The sequence below is a fragment of the Saccharibacillus sp. CPCC 101409 genome (assembly GCF_030518235.1).
Classification (GTDB): domain Bacteria; phylum Bacillota; class Bacilli; order Paenibacillales; family Paenibacillaceae; genus Saccharibacillus.
On sequence record NZ_JAULSA010000014.1, the window covers coordinates 93,573 to 112,219 of the forward strand.

Consider the following 18,647-nt stretch of genomic DNA (forward strand, 5'->3'; position numbering starts at 1 on the left):
CCGAAGGTTTTTTGGTCGTTATCCGGTTGTCGGCCGTTATTGATCCGTGTAAGGATAGATTTTGGGCCGCGTCAACAGCGAGAACGGGAAACCCATAAAACGGTCGTACAGGCGCAGAAATTCTTCGCGTCCCACGCTTCCGCCCTGCACCAGCGCTTCGTACAGCACGCCGAACTCTTTGACCAGCAGGCCGCTGCCCGAATAGCCGTTGCGCACGTAGAACGCTTTTCTCCGGCGGCGTTCGGCGGCGTTGGAAGCTCCCGGTTCCTGCGCCTCGATATTCAGCACGATCCGGCTGCCCGGATAGAGCTGCCGCAGCTCGCGCAGAATCCGGCTGCCGTAGCCTTTCGAGCGCAGGGACGGCTCGACGGCGAGATACATCAGAAATACCAGATCGCGCTCCGCGACCAGATAAGCGAATCCCGCCTGGACGTCTCCATCGTAAAAAGCGAGGAAATCGACGAAATCTTTGCGCGCTTTATGCAGAAGAATCGCCAGCGGCGCTTTTTCGTTCGGCGGAAACGCGCTTTCGTACAGGGAACGGATCGCAGGGAGCGAGGGAGAGTTTTTTGTGATCGTTTCGGTTTTCAAATTCATTTCGTTTCTCCTTTCGCCGGATGCTCTTCTCCATTAAAGTTCTGGCATCCTTGGCGCAAATCCTTTATAGTAAAACTGCTTTCTACATATTTGAACCGATCGAAAAGAGGCGAGCCCATGAACACCGAAGTATGGATCGACGGACGCAAATTCGACGTTTCGGACTTTCGCGAATTCGAAGCGCCGGCTCCGGGCGGACAGCCGAGGCGCGCGTTCGCTTTCGATTTCAAAGTTACGCACGAGGACTATCACGATGTGGCGACGCTCCTGTACCGGGGGACGTTTCGCGTCCGAATTCCCGAAGCGGGCTTCGACGCGCAGGCCGATATCCACAATTATTCGACGTCGCTGGACAATCTCTACGAAAAAGGCGCGGTCGGCGATTACCATCTGGAGCTGGCCGAACGAACGGGGGAATCTTCATGACGAATAAAGAAATTTTGCTCAAGCAGCTGCAAGCGTGCCGGAACGAAAGCGGCTGGTTCACGTCGCTTGCGGCTTCGGTCAAAGGACTGACGCAGAAACAGGCCGATTGGAAAAGCAACGAAGAAATGAACAGCGTGCACGAGATCGTCCGGCACTTGAATTTTTACAATGAACGATATTTAAAGCAGTTCAACAATGAAAAAGTTTCTTCATTCGAAGGCAGCAACGACGACACCTTCGATATCGGCGAAGGGGAAAATGCCATCTGGAGCGCGGCGCTCACCACGTACGACGACACGATGGCCGCCTGGATCGAAGCGCTGGAGCAGGCCGACGACGCGCGTTTGGAGAAATGGACCGGCGATCTGACGCATCTGACGATCCACAACGCTTATCATATCGGACAGATCGTGTTTATACGCAAACAGCAGGGATCGTGGGACAAAAAATACGGCGTAAGCTGAAGGCGGCCGGCAAACCGGCTTCGAGCCGGCAGCCCTCGCCCGGGAAAGCGGGGAAAAGGCATTGACTTTACAGCAGCTCAGGTACGCGATCGAAGTGGCCGGCTGCGGCTCGATCAACGAGGCGGCCAAACGCCTGTTTATCTCGCAGCCGAGCCTGTCCAACGCGATCAAGGATCTCGAACACGAGCTGGGCATTACCATTTTCGACCGGACCAACCGGGGCATTACCCTGTCGGCGGACGGCGTGGAGTTTATGGCCTACGCCCGGCAGATCGTCGAACAGGCGGAACTGCTGGAAAGCCGCTACAAGAACAAGACGCGCAGCACGGTGCATTTTTCCGTGTCCACCCAGCACTATGCGTTCGCTTCGGAAGCGTTCGCGGCGCTGATGGAGCAAAGCGATCAGGACGCCTATACTTTTTCGCTGCGGGAAACGCAAACCTTCGATATTATCGAGGACGTGCGCACGATGCGCAGCGATCTGGGCATCCTGTATCTGTGCGACCGCAACGCGCGCGTCATGAACAAACTGTTCAGCGACGGCAGCCTCAAGTTTACGCCGCTGTTCAATACGCAGCCGCATATCTTTATCGGCGCTTCGCATCCGCTCGCGGGCCGGGAGATCGTCAGGGTGGACGACCTGCCGGCTTATCCGTACATGACGTTCGACCAGGGCGAGAACAGCTCGCTGCACTTCTCCGAAGAGATGCTGAATCTGTCGGAGATGAACCGCAATGTGAAAGTCAACGACCGGGCGACGCTGCTCAACCTGCTCGCCGGCACGAACGGCTACACGGTCGGCACGGGCATTCTCGCTTCCGGGCTTGGCGGCGGCCGGCTGACGTCGGTGCCGGTCGAGACGGGCGAGCTGTTTACGATCGGCTGGATCGCGCACAAAGACCGCCGGCCGAGTCCCATCGCGTCGGCTTATATCGAACTGCTGAACGACTTGGTCGCAAGAACGTATTTCGACGCAAACCAGTTTTTGTTCTGACGGGCGGCGAACGCAGTCCAAATTTTCTAAGGAAATCGGGAGGAACGCATGCAAAGTCCAGTGACCGGCACCAACAGAGACGCCCCGCCATTTCGCTGCGATATCGTGGGCAGCTTTCTGCGTCCTCCGGAACTGATCGAGGCGCGGCGGCTGCATCGCGCCCGGCAGCTGACGGACGGGGGACTCTACGAGATCGAGACGGCGGAGATCGCCGGGCTCGTGGAGAAACAAAAACAAGCGGGGCTTCGCGTCGTGACCGACGGCGAATTCCGCCGCTCGTGGTGGCATCTCGACTTCTTTCTCGGCGTCGAGGGCACGGAGAAGATCGACCTGAACGCGCTCGCCGGACGCGCCGATGCCAAGCAGCGCGCGGAGACGTTCCGTATCGCGGACCGGATCGTGTTCGGCGATCATCCGATGCTGGAACATTTCCGCTCGCTCAAGCGGCTGGCCGCCGAGTCGGCGCCGGAAGCCGTGCCGAAGATGACGATTCCGTCGCCTTCGCTGTTCCACTTCGTGCAGCGTTATAACGGCGGCGGCGTATACGCCGACGAAGAAGAATTGTACGCCGATATTATAGCGGTGTACCGGGACGCGATTCAAGCTTTCTATGACGCGGGCTGCCGCTATCTCCAGCTCGACGACACGTCCTGGGGCACGCTGTGCAGCCTGCTGCACCGCACGCAGATGCGCAGTCAGGGCACCGACCCCGACAAGCTCGCGGCCGACTATGTCCGGCTGATCAACGAATCGATCGAAGGCCGGCCGGGCGATATGACGATCGCGCTGCATGTGTGCCGCGGCAATTTCCATTCGACCTGGTTCGCTTCCGGCGGCTACGAACCGGTGGCCGAGGCGCTGTTCGGCGGCTGCCGGGTCGACGCTTTCTTCCTGGAATACGACAACGAGCGGGCGGGCGGCTTCGAGCCGCTTCGCTTCGTGCAGGACCAGTTCGTCGTGCTGGGTCTGGTGACGACCAAGCACGGCGGGCTGGAGAGCAAAGACGTGCTCAAGGCGCGGATCGCCGAAGCCGCGGCTTTCGTTCCGCTCGACCGGCTGTGTCTGAGCACCCAGTGCGGCTTCGCTTCGTCGGAAGAAGGCAATCTGCTGACGGAAGAAGAGCAGTGGGACAAGATCCGTTTGGTCGCCGAGACGGCGGCCGAAGTTTGGCCGCGCCGGAAATAAACGGCGCGGGGACGCGGGAAGTCGGGAAGTTGATAGGTCGAAAAGTCAGGAAGTCGAAAAGTCGTAAAGTCGGGAAGTCGATAAGTCGATAAGTCGGAAAGTCCGCTCGGGAGCCGGCGAGACTTGAGCAGGTCCGGAAAAGCGGCGCAGCGGCCGCGATCGGCCCGCCGCTCCGGTTGTTCCAAAAGCAGAAATTTACTCGGAATCGTAAATAGCGATGCAGATGCAGTTATTTCGAAGCGAAATGCAGGATTTGACGAAATAACTGCGCAGGTACAATTATTGAGCGGGGAAATCCTTGCACAGAAGGAAAAGTCGCAAAATAAGTGTATAGGCGTCGCTATTTGTTTTAAAAACGAATGTTTGTCGGAAATAGCTGCTTATACGCTTCTATATTGAACGCTACATTTTCACATTTTCGGGCTGTGGATTTCGATTTTACCGAAATGATTTCTCGGCATTTGGAGCGGCGGCAATCGGCCCGCCGCTTTTTTGCCGTAAAAGCCGGTTTGGACGCCGATATAGACAGCAGATGGATGCAGCTATAGTCTGAACGTATAACGGGCCATAGCTTTTAGGCGTTACAAAAGCGCGGAATACGCATGATATAGTATTTCACAAGTTGTTTGCGCAAGCAGTTTGGCAGCGTACACGTCCCGAGTGAACGTTAACGGGTCGTTATGATAGTTTTCAATATAACCGAGGGGGATTTCATTTATGAGCACAGTTTTTGAACAAGCCGTTCAACGGGATACGGTTCCGTTCCGTCACGATATCGTAGGCAGCTTCCTGCGGCCGCAGGCGATCAAGGACGCGCGCGTCAAATTCGCCGCCGGCGAGATCGACGCGGCGCAGCTGCGCAAGATCGAGGACGAAGAGATCGTCAAGCTCGTTCGGAAGCAAAAAGAAGTCGGCCTCAAAGGCGTGACCGACGGCGAATTCCGCCGTTCGTGGTGGCATCTCGATTTCTTCTGGGGACTCGGCGGCGTAAGCAAGAAATCTTCCGACAGCGGCTATTTGTTCCACGGCGTGGAATCCCGCGCGGAAACGGCGCTGCTGACCGGCAAAGTCGGCGAAGGCGCGAAGCACCCGATGGTTGAAGACTTCAAGTTCCTCAAGGAAGCGGCCGGCGGCGACGTCGTGGCCCGTCAAACGATTCCGGCCCCGGCGCAGCTGCTGTTCGAACTGTTCCGCGGCGACAATATCAAGACGGTGCAGGAGTTCTACCCGAATCAGCAGGAGCTGTATACGGACGTGGCCAACGCTTACCGCGACGCGATCCTGGCGTTCTACGAAGCGGGCTGCCGCAATATCCAGCTCGACGACTGCACCTGGGGCGCCATGAGCGACCGCCAGTTCCGCGCTATGCAGGCGGAAGCCGGCGTCGATATCGACGAGATGGCGAAAAGTTTCCTGTACGTCAATAACCTGGCGATCGAGAACCTGCCTGCGGATCTCGCCGTTACGACGAACGTCTGCCGCGGCAATTTCAAATCGACGTATGCCGGCGAAGGCGGCGGCTACGATCCGATCGCGGAAGTGCTGTTCGGCGGTTCCGACGTATCCGCATTCTACCTGGAGTACGACAGCGAGCGCGCGGGCAGCTTCGAACCGCTCAAATACGTCAAGAACCAGCAGGTTGTGCTAGGTCTGGTCAGCTCCAAGTTCGGCGAGCTGGAAGACAAGCAGCAGATCCTGGACCGCATCGCGGAAGCGGCGAAGATCGTCGACATCAACCAGCTTTGCCTGAGCCCGCAGTGCGGATTCGCTTCGACCGAGGAAGGCAATATCCTCACCGAAGAACAGCAGTGGGCGAAGCTGCGCTTTATCAAAGAAATCGCGAACGAAGTCTGGGGTTAAGATTATCGCACGCAAAGTCCCGGCCGAAGCCGGGGCTTTTTTTGCATCGTCAATAAGAGTACAATAGGGAACCAGGAAGCGGCGTCCCGCGCCGCTTGCGCGCAGCATAGAGAAAAGGAGCGAAGAGAAGCTTATGAATGTAAATATTCCCGATAACGCCCGGCGCGATCTGGCGCTCGTCTCGTGCCCGCAGTGCGCGGTCCGGTTCGAGACGCCGAATTACCGGCTGGGTATGCACCAGAGATGCCCGGAATGCGAGCAGGCGATCAAACCCAAATACGTTCGGCGCGCCGAAGACACCGGCTGTTCGCTGACTTATCATACTTTTGTGCAGCTGCTGACCATGCGCCCGTATCGCGACGAGATCGTTCCTCTGGTCCGCTCCTGGTTCGGCTATCACGCGGAATACCGCGGACGGACGATCCTGCTGCGCAACGCCGCGGGACGAACGGTCGATATTGAAAATATGCACGAAATGATCCAATCCAGTCCGCTCTGGCAGCAGACGTTGTACCGCAAAGCGGGACACTTTTTCAGATAAAGCCGGATTTTTCATATTCATTGCAACCCTTTAGCAGGCGGAAACGTCTGGAAATCGTACCTTACCTTTGGCATGGACCAGGTAATAAAGGGGGAATGCGTAATGAGTAAAAAGATCGCCGCCGGCTGCGCTTTGCTGCTCGGCTTGACGCTGACGGCCTGCTCGTCCCAACCGAATTCGCAGCCGGATACCGCAGCACCGCTTTCCGCGGTCGAACCGCAGCGCGAATCGAACACGCAGAACGTATCGGAGCCGGGCCCGGGTACGCAGCCTGTCGAACCGGCGGACCGGGTCGGAGACGAAGTGGTCGTCGAGCGCTGGATTCCGTTCGAGGAACCGCGGGCTTTGGGCGTGCTGAAGCAGCCGGAGGATCTGGAAGCGTTCCGCGACGCTTTCCGAACCGCGGACCGGTTGTCGGGCGAACTGGAAGTATCGTCGCCGGATTACCGGGTCCGATTCCCGCTGGACGGCGAAGTCAAAGAATTATATGCGTGGATCGACTACGAGAACGGCCCGGGCATGCTGATGGAAACGTCCGATATGAGTACCGGCTATACCGTGAACGCGGAATCGAATCGGGCTTTACGGGAAAAGATCGGAGGCATCGTCTACGATTCGGAGCAGGCCGAGCAGAACGGGGACATTGTCAGCAGTCTGCGGGGAACCGTCGCCAATCTGGATACCTGGCAGGACTTTGTTCAGCATATCGAAACCGGACAGCCCGATTCCGTTCAGCGGGTAGGGTACACGATAGAAGGAGATCCGATCTTCGACAATCTCAATTACGACGGGAAAGAAATCCGTTATGTACACGATAACAGCCTGGACGCTTACGGCCGGCCGGACAAACAGATCGATACCTGCGAGCGGATAGCGGTCGAACCGCTTCCGCAGAAGCGGGGAGGTCCGGGTAAACTCTATCGTCTGGACGGCTGCGCAAGCACCGGCGGCGGGCAGAGCGAATATTTCTGGTTCCCCGTTCCGGATTCGGCCTTGAAGTAAAGCCGTTTGCAAAACGGACAGCCGAACTTTTTACGCGAATGCGTATGAAGTCCGGCTGTTTTTTTTGCGTTTGCCGATATTTTTCCGTAAGCTTTCCGGTCGCCTCGCATGCCGGGCCGCTCAGCGCATCGGCTCCCGGCCGCGCCGGCGAAATTCCGAAGGCGGGACGCCCGTCGCTTTCTTGAACGTCCGGCTGAAATGGAATTCGTCGCCGTATCCGCAGGAGGAAGCGATCGCCCTGAGCGTCAGATCCGTATACAGCAAATAACGCTCGGCGTGCCGGAGGCGGAGCCGCGACAGAAACAGCTTCGGCGTTAGCCCGGCGTAGCGCACAAAGATCTTGCGCAGATACGAGACCGATACATGGAGCTCGCCGGCCAGCTTCTCGGCGGTCAGCGGTTCGGCAAAGCGGCGCCCGATCAAGCTCAGGGCCTGCTCGAATACCGCGCGCGGTCCGCCGTTCTCTTCGGCCGCAAGATAGATATGCAGCCGCGCGATCAGGCCGAGCAGCTCGGCGTTGGCTTCCGCTTCGCGCCCCGGCGTTCCCTGCGACCAGAGTTCGACGACGCGGCTCAGGCCGGCGTCTAGCATCACGGAAGATTCTCCGCCCAACGGAAACAGATGAGGCAGCTCCAGCCGGACGACCGTTTCCGGTTCGTTCCAGCAGCCGGCCGCGCCGGAGATCTGCACGCAGTCGAACAGGATCATCGCCATGTCCATCCCCGCTTCATGTTCCGCGCGCATATTCATATCCAGCCCCGGCTCCAGATAAAACAACCGGCCGGGCTCGACAGAATAGCGCCCGTGCTTCGATTCGAAACTTCCGCCGCCTTCGCGAACCCAGTACAGGCTGTGCACCGTCGTCGTGCGCCGGATATCCGACCAGTCGGCGGGAGCCTGTTTGTCCGAAGCCCAGCGAATCTTGACCGCCAGATCGTGCAGCCGGTTCATGGGATCGCCTCCTTTTTTGGATCAGCTTTTCTATCGATCAGTATAAAGGCGGCAAAGACGAAAACCAAGTTGTCTGCGGATCTTTTTTGACATGGAATGAACGGGAACCGCCATGGAACCTGCGCCGGAAAGCTTATAAAGTAAAGGCTGTAGGGACAATCGAGCACAAGCGAATAAAATAGGCCAAACCGAAACAGACATGCCAGATGAATAATGGAGGGACAAATTCGATGATTCGTTTATTCGACACGCACGCGATCCGGCCGGTCCGGGAACTGGACGGGTTGTGGGATTTTCAGCCCGTCGGCCGGGCAGGCGAAATGCCGCAACAATTCGAATACCGTCTGCCGGTGCCGGGCTGCTGGGAAACGCATCCGGATCTCGGCACGTACCGCGGAACCGGTCTGTACCGGCGAACGATCAACGTAAACCGTCGTACGAATCTCCGGCTGGAGTTCAAAGGCGTCAGCCATACGGCGGACGTTTATTTCGACGGGCGGCCCATCGCGCATCACTATAACGCGTATACGGCATTCGAGGCGGTGATCCGGGATGTGGAGCCGGGCGAACACGAGATTGCGCTGTATGCGGACAACTCGTTCGGCGAGCACTCGGCGCTGCATATTCCGAACGACTATTACACGTACGGCGGTCCGATCCGTCCGGTCGTGCTCGAAGAAATCGAAGACGTGTTTATCGAACGGGTTTCTTTCCGCCCGGAATGGGCAAACGGAACCTGGAGCGGCCGCTGGCGCGCGGTCGTGCGCAATATCGGGGAACATGCCGCGGCGGTCGGACTGCGGCTCGGTCTGGACGGTCTGCATACGGCGCGCGAAGAATGCCGGATCGAGCCGGGACAAAGCTCGGTTGTGGAGCGGACGGAGATTTACGATACCGCCGAAGAGTGGAGTCCCGAGCGGCCGGCGCTGTATACGATCCGGGCCGAACTGATTCGCGAACAGGAAAGAGCGGGCGACGATTGGATCGACCGTATCGGCTTTCGGCGCATCGAGACGGCGGGCGAGGAGATTCGTCTGAACGGACGCAGAGTCGTGTTCAAAGGCGTCAACCGGCACGAAGACCACGCCCGTTCGGGAGCGGCGCTGTCTTTTTCCGAAATGCTGCACGATATCGAACTGATCCGCGATCTGGGCTGCAACACCGTTCGCACCAGCCATTATCCCAACGACGAGCGCTTTCTGGATCTGTGCGACGAGTTCGGGTTACTGGTCTGGGAAGAGAATCACGCGCGCGGACTGTCGGAAGAGCAGATGCGCAATCCGAACTTCAGAAAGCAAAGCGAAGACGTGACGCGGGAAATGGTGGAGCAGCACGGCAACCGTCCGTCGATCGTGATCTGGGCGGTTCTGAACGAATGCGCCAGCGATACGGAGTACGGCAGAGAGATTTACAAAGAAGAACTGGAGCTGATCCGCAGCCTCGATCCGTCGCGTCCGAGAACGTTTGCCACGCACAACCGCGAGCGCGACCTCTGTCTCGATCTCGCGGATATCGTATCGTTCAACTTGTATCCGGGCTGGTACACCGACGAAGATCCCGGCGAGCTGATGCGGCGGGCGAGAGGCTGGGCGGACCGGCTCGGAGGAGCGGGCAGGCCGATGATCATCAGCGAGTTCGGCGCGGACGGCTATTACGGCTTTCGCAGCCGGGAGCGGGTCAAAGGTTCCGAAGAGCGCCAGTGCGATATTCTGGACGACAATCTGAGCGCCTATCTGGCCGACGAATCGCTGTCCGGCGTGCTGGTCTGGCAGTTCGGCGATTGTAGGGTTTCGGAAGACAACGGATGGCTGCTCAGCCGCGGCTGCACCCGCAACAGCAAAGGGCTGGTGGACGGTTACCGGCGGCCGAAAGCGGCTTACGATACGGTCCGGCGGCATTTTCGCGGCGAGGCGGATATTCCGTCTGCTGGCAGGAACGCGCGGGCGGAGTAAAGCAGGACGGACTTTAAAAGTCATGAAAAAGCCCCGGCGCGTTCCTATGGACGCTCCGGGGCTTTCTGCGAAGATAACCGGGGGATCAGCCCGCCGGCTTATCGTGTTTATGAAACGTGACCCGGTTCTTGCCCGCCTGCTTGGACAGATATAAGCATTCGTCGGCGGTCTGAATCACTTCGGTAATGCTGCTGCTGTGCTCCGAATAGAACGCGACGCCGATGCTGCATCCGAGCGACAGCTGGTTCATGCCGACCACAAACGGACTGTTGAGCTGCTTCAGTACATCGGCGGCCAGACTTTGCGCGTCCGTAAGAGCGCGGTTCAGCGGCGAGCGCGCGATCAGCAGGAATTCGTCGCCGCCGAGCCGCACCGTGATGCCGCCCGGACGCGTGACAGATTGCAGCCGCCGGGCCGCTTTTTGCAGCAGAACGTCCCCGACGTGATGCCCCAGCGTATCGTTGACTTTCTTGAAGCCGTCCAGATCGAGATACATAAAGCTGAGCGTTTCCAGGCACGGGTCCATGCCTTCGATCGTCTGTTCCAGATACTGTTCGAGCGCCAGCCGATTCGGCAGGCCGGTAAGCTGGTCGCAGTGGGCGGCGGTGCGCATGTCCCCCAGCGCATTCTCCGTTCGCAGCAGCGAATCGAGCAGGCTGCCGAGCGAGCGGGTCAGGCTGGAGATGTCTTTGAAAACGCGGTGCTGCGGAATCTCGGGCGCTGCGCCCCGGCGAATCCGGTCGGCGGCGGCGGTCAGCTTGCGGATCGGATGCGAGATCAGCTGCGCGCTCAGCAGGCCGATCACGGCAAACACGATCGAAGCCAACAGTCCGGCCCATACGATGTCTTTTTGGATATCTTTGACCGGAGCGAACGCGACGGATTCGGGCTGGCGGACCAGCACGGTCCAGCCCAGGCCGGGATAGTCCATATAACCGTCTCCGTAAGCGTAGCCGGTCAGATAGCGTTTGCCGTCGGGCCATGTTTCGAGCTTCCAGGAATTCTCGCCGCTTTGCGCGCTGGCGATGCTGCCCAGGTCGAGCTTCTTGCCGGCAAAGCCGCCCCGACCGAGCAGTACGGTATTGTCTTTCCGGCTGACGATAAACAGCTCGAAGTTCTGGTTGTGGTCGATCTGCGGCTGGAGCAGGGTGCGCTCGACTTCCTTCGCCCATTCCCAGCTGAGGTGGGCGGCCAATACGCCGACTTTTTGCCCGTTGTCGTTTTCGACGGCCACGCCGAAGTCGACGAACTGCAGCGGTTCCCCGCTCGGATTGGGCAGCAGCTTGGCGAGCAGGAGCGCTTCGTGCACGTCGCCGACGAAGTTCCCCTGTACGCCTTCTTTGAATACCGGCCGTTCCGCGATATTTTTGCCGACCAGAATGCCGTCCGTGCCGGCGATTACATCGCCGCGCATGTTCGTAAACCCGATCCAGGAGAACGAAGGGAATCCCGCTTTCGTCTGGTTCAGCAGATTCTGGATCTTGGCCGGGTCGTCCGCGCGCTTCAGCGGCCCCAATTCGCTCAACAATTTGATTTCGCCGGAACGGGACCACATAAAGTTGTCCAGTTTGTCCGACATCTGATAGGCGGTTCCGGCGAGCGATACCCCGATTTCTTTTTCGATCGCCTTTGTCGAGCGGCTGCTCATGAGCGAACCCAGCGATGCGCTGAGCAGGACAACGAACGATACGAAGATCAGAGCGAGAAAGGTCCGTATCTTGATCATAATTTCCTCCGCTGTTAGAGGATGTCTTCAAATTTGCTTCCTTCGAAGTTTGAAGCCCCTCCCTGGATATGCAGCTCATTTTCTTCACTTTATTATCGAGAAAAACGCCTGCTAAATGAATAGTTTTGACGTATTTCGACGATTTTTTTCGACACAAACTGTCAATTCTCTTGCAGATTTTCAAGTCGTATGAAGCTTAAGGAAAGGAATAGAAATAAACAAAGAGCCTTGTATCCGTAAACGGACAAAGGCTCCGCAAAAATACAAGTCGGCCTCGGCGAAACGCCTCAGGCTTCCGGCGGGGTCGTGCTGATCTGGAACGTAACGCCGAACCGGTCGGTCAACTGGCCGAAAGCCGGGCTGAAGAAAGTCGGAGTAAGAGGCATAACGACGGCGCCGCCTTCGGACAGCGCGGCGAACACGCTGCGCGCATGATCGATATCGTCCGTCGAGACGCATACGGTAACATTGTTGCCGGTCCGGTACGGGCTGCCGGGATAACGGTCCGCCAGTATCAGCTCGCATTTGCCGGACACCACGAGCGCATAAGAGATAAGCGAGCCGACTTCCTCGGGAAAAGGCCCGTCCGGTCCATCGGGGATTTCGCCGAACGTCATCTTTGCAAATACTTTTCCTTGAAGCGCGTTTGCATAAAAGTCGATCGCTTCCTCCGCATTTCCGTCCATGACAAGATAAGGCAGCCACTGCGTGGTCATCTGCAATCTTCTCCTTTTCGCGTCGAAGAACTCAATCTTCTCGGCCTGAAATGGTGGGTCATCTTTATTATAATAACGGGAACGTATGTTTGTAAATATTTTTTTGTTAACCAATTATCAGAATTCCTGATAGATTTCATAAAAGGAATCGAATTGACCCCTTTTAGGGGGTATGATACGGTCAAGAGAGCAAAAAATAATTCTGATCGTTGAACTGGGAATTAATAAGAAATCAATAAACAAGCAAACGACCAACGACGACGTTTGACGTCGACCTAATGCCGTGCGAGGTGGGAATTTTGGAATTGAATGCAACGAACAGTCCTTTTAACGAACAACAAACCGAACTGCTCAACCGGCTTCTGCCCGGTTTGAACGGTTATCAGCGCGTTTGGCTGAGCGGTTATCTGTCGGCTCTTCCGGCGTCCGAAACGGCGCAGGGGAGCGGAATTTCGGCAAGCGCGGGAAGCGCTCCGGCCGCCGAACCCGCGCCTGCTTCCGTACCCGGCGCTTCCGCCGCCGCGGCGGTCCAATCCGAAGCGCCGAGAGAAGCCACCGTGCTGTTCGGCTCGCAGACCGGCAACGGCAGCGGGCTGGCGAAGAAGCTGGCCAAGCGGCTCGAAGATCTCAATGTCAAAGCCGATGTGCTGTCGATGGCCGATTTCAAGCCGAACAATCTGAAGAAGCTGCAAAATCTGCTGATCGTGGTCAGCACGCACGGAGAAGGCGATCCGCCGGACAACGCGATTGCGTTTCACGAGTTCCTGCACGGCAAACGCGCGCCCAAGCTCGACGGCCTGCGCTATTCCGTGCTGGCGCTCGGCGATACGTCGTACGAGTTTTTCTGCCAGACGGGCAAAGACTTCGACAAGCGGCTTGAAGAACTGGGTGCTTCTCGGTTTGCGGATCGCGCCGACTGCGACGTCGATTTCGACGAAACGGCCGGCGAATGGATGGCGGCGGTGACCGAAGCGCTGAGCGGTTCGGCCGGCGCTTCGCAGCCGGCGTCCGAAGACTCGGCTCCGCTGAGCGCGGACCCGGTATCGGACTACTCGCGCAGCAATCCTTTCCGGGCGGAAGTGCTGGAGAATCTGAACCTGAACGGCCGGGGTTCGGCCCGCGAGACGCGGCATCTCGAACTGTCGCTCGAAGGTTCGGGGCTGACGTACGAACCGGGCGACAGCCTGGGCGTATACCCGGAGAACCATCCGCGTCTGGTGGACGAGATTATCGCGGAGATGGACTGGAATCCGGACGAAATCGTGCCGACCGGCAAGTACGATTCGGCTGCGCTGCGCGAAGCGCTGCACTATTACTACGAGATCACCGTACTGACGAAGCCGCTGCTCGAACATGCGGCGAAGCTCGTCGGCAGCGAAGAACTCGCCGCGCTCACAGCGCCGGACAGCGCGGAGAAGCTGCGGGCTTATCTCGGCGATCACGATCTGCTCGACCTGCTGAGAGACTACGGATTCAAAGGCAGAAGCGCGATCGAAGTGACCGGCATCCTGCGCAAGCTGCCGCCGCGTTTGTATTCGATCGCAAGCAGTCCGCAGGCGACGCCGGACGAAGTGCACCTGACGGTGCGCACCGTGCGCTACGCCTGCGGCGGACGCGACCGCTACGGCGTCTGCTCGGTGCAGATGGCCGAACGGCTGGAGCCGGGCGACAGCCTGCCGGTCTTCGTGCAGCACAACCCGAACTTCAAACTGCCGGAGAATCCGGATACGCCGATCATTATGATCGGGCCGGGCACCGGCGTCGCGCCGTTCCGCTCGTTCCTCGCCGAGCGCGAAGAAACCGGGGCGGAAGGGAAAAGCTGGCTCTTTTTCGGGGATCAGCATTTCTCGACCGACTTCCTGTACCAGACGGAATGGCAGCGCTGGATCAAGGACGGCGTGCTGACGAAGATGGACGTGGCATTCTCGCGCGATACCGAAGAGAAAGTGTATGTCCAGCACCGGATGCTGGAGAAAAGCAAAGAACTGTACGAATGGATCGCAAACGGAGCCGCGCTGTACGTCTGCGGCGACGAGAAAAATATGGCGCACGATGTACATCTTGCGCTGGAAACGATTCTGGCGCAGGAAGGCGGGCTCAGCCCGGAAGACGCTTCCGAGTATGTACTGAATCTGCAGCGCGAGAAGCGCTACCAGCGCGACGTATACTAAGGCCAATCGGGGAAGGGGACGCTTGAGTATGACGCAAGAAACAGAGTGGAAAAAGTATCCGCCGCACGACCGTCCCCACAGCGATGTGGAGGATATCAAACGAAACAGCGGCTACCTGCGCGGCAGCCTGGTCGAGACGCTCAAAGACCCGCTGACCGGCTCGATTCCGGAAGACGACAACCGGCTGATGAAGCATCACGGCAGCTATATGCAGGACGACCGCGATCTGCGGGGCGAGCGCAGCAAATCGAAGCTGGAGCCGGCGTACCAGTTCATGCTGCGCGTCCGCGCCGCCGGCGGCGTGGTGACGCCCGAGCAGTGGCTGATGATGGACCGCATTTCGCACAAATACGGCAACGACACGATCCGGCTGACGACGCGCCAGTCTTTTCAACTGCACGGCGTGCTCAAATGGAATCTCAAAAATACGATCAAAGAAGTCAACGAAGCGCTGCTCAGCACGCTGGCGGCCTGCGGAGACGTGAACCGCAACGTCATGTGCAACCCGAATCCGTACCAGTCCGAGGTGCACGGCCAGGTGTACGAGTGGGCAGACCGTCTCAGCCGCCATCTGGACCCGAGAACGCGCGCTTACCACGAAATCTGGCTGGACGAAGAAAAAGTAGTGGACAGCCGCGACCTGGATACCGAACAGGAACCGATCTACGGGCCGGTGTATCTGCCGCGCAAATTCAAGATCGGGATCGCGGTGCCTCCGTCCAACGATATCGACGTGTTCTCGCAGGATCTGGGCTTGATCGCGATCTTGGAAAACGGCGCGCTGGCCGGATTCAACGTGACGGTCGGCGGCGGCATGGGCATGTCGCACGGCGATAACAAAACGTATCCGCAGCTCGGCAAGCTGATCGGTTTTGTAACCCCGGAGCAGGTGATCGATCTGGCGGAAAAAATCGTGACGATCCAGCGCGATTACGGCGACCGCGCGGTGCGCAAGCACGCCCGCTTCAAGTATACGATCGACGACCGCGGCCTCGACTGGCTGCTCGGCGAGCTGCGCGAGCGTCTCGGCTGGGAACTTGCGCCGGCGCGGCAGTTCTCGTTCGAGCATAACGGCGACCGCTACGGCTGGATCAAAGGCAGTAACGGCAAATGGCACCATACGCTGTTTATCCAGAACGGCCGCATCGCCGACTTCGACGGTTATCCGCTGATGACGGGCCTGCGCGAGATCGCGAAGGAGCACGACGGCGACTTCCGGCTGACGGCCAACCAGAACCTGGTGATCGGCAACGTGAGTGGACAGAAGAAGCGCAGAATCGACCGCCTGATCAAGCAGTACAACCTGACCGACGGGGCGCACTATTCGGCGCTGCGCCGCAGCTCGATGGCCTGCGTGGCGCTGCCGACCTGCGGGCTGGCGATGGCGGAGTCCGAACGCTACCTGCCGGGCCTGATCGACAAGATCGAGCCGATCCTGGAGGAAGCGGGGCTGCGCGAGAAAGAAATCGTGATCCGCATGACCGGCTGCCCGAACGGCTGCGCGCGCCCGATGCTGGCGGAACTGGCGTTTATCGGCAAAGGACCTGGCAAGTACAATATGTATCTGGGTGGCGCGCACGACGGAGCAAGATTGAACAAGCTGTACCGGGAAAATATCGGCGAAGAAGAAATTCTGAACTCGCTGAAACCGATTATCGGCCGCTACGCCAAAGAACGTTTGGACGGCGAACATTTCGGCGATTTCACGGTGCGCTCGGGCTATGTGGAAGCCGTGCGCGATGGGCGGCAGTTCCACGCCTGAGGGCGGCTTGTAAGCGAATGAATAAATATCCAACACGAAAAAGCGGAAGGCCGGTTTTCTCGAAGCATCGAGGAGATCCGGCTTTTCGCTTTTTTGACGCAGAAACAAACGGGGAAAAGTAAGGATAAAATGTTTGCTAAGTTTTTTGTTGTGGTATGTATAGGAGGGATTGGATGTTTGTCTATACAGGGTTTGCCCCGGTATTTTACAGAAAAAGAACGGAGATGAACAGATGTCGGTAAAAAGAGAGGACGTCGAGAAAATTGTCGAAGCCATAGGCGGCAAAGACAATATCGAAGTCGCGACTCACTGCGTAACGCGGCTTCGTTTCTCGCTCGTGGACGAAAGCAGGGTCGATAAGCAGGCGCTGGACGACAATGAACTGGCTAAAGGCTATTTTTCCACACAGGGGCAGTTCCAGGTCATTATCGGCCCGGGAATCGTCGACAAGGCTTATGAGGAAATGATAGCGATTACCGGAGGCCAGCGGGCGTCCAAGGAAGATGTGAAAGCGGCGGCAATCAAGCATAAGAGTCCGGTGCAGCAGTTTATCAAAACACTGTCCGATATCTTTATCCCGCTGCTGCCGGCGCTCGTTACGGCCGGCCTGCTGCTCGGCATCAACAATCTGCTGACCGGGGGCGGAATCTTCTTCGCCGAACGCTCGCTTGTCGAAGCGTATCCGCAGTGGGCGGATTTCGCGGCCATCGTCAACACGATCGCCAGCACCGCGTTCACCTTCCTGCCTGCGCTGGTCGGCTGGTCGGCGGCAACGAGATTCGGCGGCAGTCCGCTGCTCGGCGTTGTGCTCGGCTTGATTCTCGTCAATCCGGGCCTGATGAGCGCTTACGAATACGCCAACGCGCTGAACGAAGGAACGGTGCCGACCTGGAACCTGTTCGGTCTGCATATCAACGCGGTCGGCTATCAGGGACAGGTGCTGCCGATGCTCGTCGCGGCGTATGTGCTGGTCGTGATCGAGAAGTGGCTGAACCGGAAAGTACCGGATTCGCTCAAGCTGCTGCTGGTCGCTCCGATCGCGCTGCTCGTGACCGGATTCCTGGCGTTCATCGTGATCGGACCGGTTACGTTCACGCTGGGCAACTGGCTGACGGAAGGCGTGGTCTGGCTGTTCGCGACGGTGCCGTGGCTCGGCGGTCTGCTGTACGGCGGATTGTACGCGCCGCTCGTTATCACGGGCATGCACCATACGTTCCTCGCCGTCGACCTGCAGCTGATCAACTCGGACGCCGCCGGTCACAGCACGTTCCTCTGGCCGATGCTGGCGCTGTCCAACATCGCGCAGGGCGCCGCGGCGCTGTCGATGATGTTCGTAATCCGCTCGCAGAAAATGAAAAGCCTGTCGGCCACGACTTCCGTAACCGCCTTCCTCGGCGTTACCGAACCGGCTGTATTCGGCGTCAATGTCCGTTACAAGTATCCGCTGTTCATGGGCATGCTGGGTTCGGCCATCGGCGGTGTCCTGCTGACGATGAACGACGTCAGAGCGTTCGCCGTCGGCGTCGGCGGCCTGCCGGGCTTCCTGGCGATTAACGTCGGCGACTGGGGGATCTTCTTTATCGGCATGGCGATCGCGCTGGTCGTTCCGTTTGTCGGCACGCTTGTCTACGGCAAGATCGCGACGCGCAAGCAGATCGCAAGCGGAGAAGCTGTCGAAGAAGATCTGGCGGACCGCGACGTGAAAAAGGTGGAAAATGCGCAGAGTCCGATTCCGGCTTCCGGAAACGACATTGTGGATCGTCCCGCCGCGGTATCGGCATCCTCCGCAACGGCGTCGGCCCATCGCGGCGGCATCAACGTGCTCGACCTGCCTTCGCCGATCAAAGGGGAAGCCGTGCTGCTGAGCGCCGTGCCGGACCCGGCGTTCGCCGAGAAGCAGATGGGCGACGGCATCGCGATCGAACCGAGCGAAGGCAAAGTCTACGCGCCGTTCGACGGCACGGTGGCGCATGTGATCGACAAGAGCAAGCACGCGGTCATTCTGGAACATCCGACGGGCGTGCAGATTCTGGTGCATGTCGGCATCGACACCGTCGGACTGAAAGGCAGCGGCTTTAAAGCGCATGTCGCTACCGGCGATATCGTCGAAGAAGGCCAGGTGCTGCTCGAATTCGATATGGAAGCGATTAAAGCGGCCGGTTATCCGACCATCTCCCCGGTGATCGTTCCGGTCGGCCAGGATATCGTCGAAAGCGTCGAAGAGATTCCGGGCAGCGCGCGGGACGGCCGAACTCCGGTTCTGCGCATTACGCTGGCGGAAGTGGGCGTCTGATTGTCTT

Annotated in this window: 15 protein-coding genes; 11 read left to right on the forward strand and 4 right to left on the reverse strand. The window is 58.6% G+C overall.

The window, feature by feature from the left end; all coding sequences use genetic code 11:
* Positions 1–36 precede the first annotated feature (36 nt).
* Positions 37–597, reverse strand: coding sequence for a GNAT family N-acetyltransferase (locus tag QWJ34_RS22375; protein WP_302731320.1), 561 nt, complete (start codon positions 595–597; stop codon positions 37–39).
* 117 nt (positions 598–714) lie between these two features.
* Between QWJ34_RS22375 and QWJ34_RS22380 the strand changes: the two genes are divergently transcribed.
* The 7 genes from QWJ34_RS22380 (at position 715) to QWJ34_RS22410 (ending at position 7,069) form a co-directional block, all read left to right on the forward strand.
* Positions 715–1,023: a DUF3219 family protein gene (locus QWJ34_RS22380; protein ID WP_302731321.1), complete on the forward strand. Its 309-nt coding sequence runs from the start codon at positions 715–717 to the stop codon at positions 1,021–1,023.
* Positions 1,020–1,487 (forward strand): DinB family protein, encoded by a 468-nt coding sequence (locus QWJ34_RS22385; RefSeq protein ID WP_302731322.1) that lies wholly within the window; start codon positions 1,020–1,022, stop codon positions 1,485–1,487. Before QWJ34_RS22380 ends, QWJ34_RS22385 begins: the two co-directional genes overlap by 4 nt.
* Positions 1,488–1,548: 61 nt before the next feature.
* On the forward strand, positions 1,549–2,481 hold the full coding sequence (locus QWJ34_RS22390; protein ID WP_302731323.1) for a LysR family transcriptional regulator: 933 nt from the start codon (positions 1,549–1,551) through the stop codon (positions 2,479–2,481).
* A 48-nt stretch (positions 2,482–2,529) separates the two neighbouring features.
* Positions 2,530–3,666 (forward strand): 5-methyltetrahydropteroyltriglutamate--homocysteine S-methyltransferase, encoded by a 1,137-nt coding sequence (locus tag QWJ34_RS22395; protein WP_302731324.1) that lies wholly within the window; start codon positions 2,530–2,532, stop codon positions 3,664–3,666.
* Between the two features lie 717 nt (positions 3,667–4,383).
* Complete coding sequence (locus tag QWJ34_RS22400; protein WP_302731325.1) at positions 4,384–5,526, forward strand: 5-methyltetrahydropteroyltriglutamate--homocysteine S-methyltransferase; 1,143 nt, start codon at positions 4,384–4,386, stop codon at positions 5,524–5,526.
* Positions 5,527–5,659: 133 nt separating this feature from the next.
* A complete protein-coding gene (locus tag QWJ34_RS22405; protein WP_302731326.1) occupies positions 5,660–6,067 on the forward strand; it encodes a hypothetical protein in 408 nt (135 codons plus the stop codon).
* A gap of 102 nt (positions 6,068–6,169) precedes the next feature.
* The gene (locus QWJ34_RS22410) at positions 6,170–7,069 is read left to right on the forward strand and encodes a DUF4362 domain-containing protein (protein WP_302731327.1); all 900 of its coding nucleotides are present in this window, start codon (positions 6,170–6,172) and stop codon (positions 7,067–7,069) included.
* A gap of 120 nt (positions 7,070–7,189) precedes the next feature.
* Here QWJ34_RS22410 and QWJ34_RS22415 read toward each other — a convergent pair whose 3' ends face one another.
* A complete protein-coding gene (locus tag QWJ34_RS22415; protein ID WP_302731328.1) occupies positions 7,190–8,020 on the reverse strand; it encodes a helix-turn-helix transcriptional regulator in 831 nt (276 codons plus the stop codon).
* 230 nt (positions 8,021–8,250) lie between these two features.
* Between QWJ34_RS22415 and QWJ34_RS22420 the strand changes: the two genes are divergently transcribed.
* Positions 8,251–9,972: a glycoside hydrolase family 2 protein gene (locus QWJ34_RS22420; RefSeq protein WP_302731329.1), complete on the forward strand. Its 1,722-nt coding sequence runs from the start codon at positions 8,251–8,253 to the stop codon at positions 9,970–9,972.
* An 85-nt stretch (positions 9,973–10,057) separates the two neighbouring features.
* Here QWJ34_RS22420 and QWJ34_RS22425 read toward each other — a convergent pair whose 3' ends face one another.
* Together QWJ34_RS22425 and QWJ34_RS22430 are read right to left on the reverse strand one after the other, a co-directional pair.
* A complete protein-coding gene (locus QWJ34_RS22425) occupies positions 10,058–11,698 on the reverse strand; it encodes a sensor domain-containing diguanylate cyclase (RefSeq protein WP_302731330.1) in 1,641 nt (546 codons plus the stop codon).
* A 287-nt stretch (positions 11,699–11,985) separates the two neighbouring features.
* The gene (locus QWJ34_RS22430) at positions 11,986–12,414 is read right to left on the reverse strand and encodes a VOC family protein (protein ID WP_302731331.1); all 429 of its coding nucleotides are present in this window, start codon (positions 12,412–12,414) and stop codon (positions 11,986–11,988) included.
* A gap of 299 nt (positions 12,415–12,713) precedes the next feature.
* Here QWJ34_RS22430 and QWJ34_RS22435 point away from each other — a divergent pair, with 299 nt between their 5' ends.
* The 3 genes from QWJ34_RS22435 to treP all read left to right on the forward strand — a co-directional run bounded on the left by QWJ34_RS22435 (position 12,714) and on the right by treP (position 18,640).
* The gene (locus QWJ34_RS22435; RefSeq protein ID WP_302731332.1) at positions 12,714–14,585 is read left to right on the forward strand and encodes an assimilatory sulfite reductase (NADPH) flavoprotein subunit; all 1,872 of its coding nucleotides are present in this window, start codon (positions 12,714–12,716) and stop codon (positions 14,583–14,585) included.
* Positions 14,586–14,613: 28 nt separating this feature from the next.
* Entirely contained in the window at positions 14,614–16,347 is a 1,734-nt protein-coding gene (gene cysI, locus QWJ34_RS22440; RefSeq protein WP_302731333.1) for an assimilatory sulfite reductase (NADPH) hemoprotein subunit, read from the forward strand.
* A gap of 232 nt (positions 16,348–16,579) precedes the next feature.
* Positions 16,580–18,640, forward strand: coding sequence for a PTS system trehalose-specific EIIBC component (treP, locus tag QWJ34_RS22445; RefSeq protein ID WP_302731334.1), 2,061 nt, complete (start codon positions 16,580–16,582; stop codon positions 18,638–18,640).
* Positions 18,641–18,647: the final 7 nt, after the last annotated feature.

What these genes read in the sequence shown, in the direction of transcription:
- QWJ34_RS22375 (WP_302731320.1), bottom strand. Translation starts at nt 597, where the DNA reads ATGAATTTGAAAACCGAAACGATCACAAAAAACTCTCCCTCGCTCCCT.
- QWJ34_RS22380 (WP_302731321.1), top strand. Translation starts at nt 715, where the DNA reads ATGAACACCGAAGTATGGATCGACGGACGCAAATTCGACGTTTCGGAC.
- QWJ34_RS22385 (WP_302731322.1), top strand. Translation starts at nt 1,020, where the DNA reads ATGACGAATAAAGAAATTTTGCTCAAGCAGCTGCAAGCGTGCCGGAAC.
- QWJ34_RS22395 (WP_302731324.1), top strand. Translation starts at nt 2,530, where the DNA reads ATGCAAAGTCCAGTGACCGGCACCAACAGAGACGCCCCGCCATTTCGC.
- QWJ34_RS22400 (WP_302731325.1), top strand. Translation starts at nt 4,384, where the DNA reads ATGAGCACAGTTTTTGAACAAGCCGTTCAACGGGATACGGTTCCGTTC.
- QWJ34_RS22405 (WP_302731326.1), top strand. Translation starts at nt 5,660, where the DNA reads ATGAATGTAAATATTCCCGATAACGCCCGGCGCGATCTGGCGCTCGTC.
- QWJ34_RS22410 (WP_302731327.1), top strand. Translation starts at nt 6,170, where the DNA reads ATGAGTAAAAAGATCGCCGCCGGCTGCGCTTTGCTGCTCGGCTTGACG.
- QWJ34_RS22415 (WP_302731328.1), bottom strand. Translation starts at nt 8,020, where the DNA reads ATGAACCGGCTGCACGATCTGGCGGTCAAGATTCGCTGGGCTTCGGAC.
- QWJ34_RS22420 (WP_302731329.1), top strand. Translation starts at nt 8,251, where the DNA reads ATGATTCGTTTATTCGACACGCACGCGATCCGGCCGGTCCGGGAACTG.
- QWJ34_RS22425 (WP_302731330.1), bottom strand. Translation starts at nt 11,698, where the DNA reads ATGATCAAGATACGGACCTTTCTCGCTCTGATCTTCGTATCGTTCGTT.
- QWJ34_RS22430 (WP_302731331.1), bottom strand. Translation starts at nt 12,414, where the DNA reads ATGACCACGCAGTGGCTGCCTTATCTTGTCATGGACGGAAATGCGGAG.
- cysI (WP_302731333.1), top strand. Translation starts at nt 14,614, where the DNA reads ATGACGCAAGAAACAGAGTGGAAAAAGTATCCGCCGCACGACCGTCCC.
- treP (WP_302731334.1), top strand. Translation starts at nt 16,580, where the DNA reads ATGTCGGTAAAAAGAGAGGACGTCGAGAAAATTGTCGAAGCCATAGGC.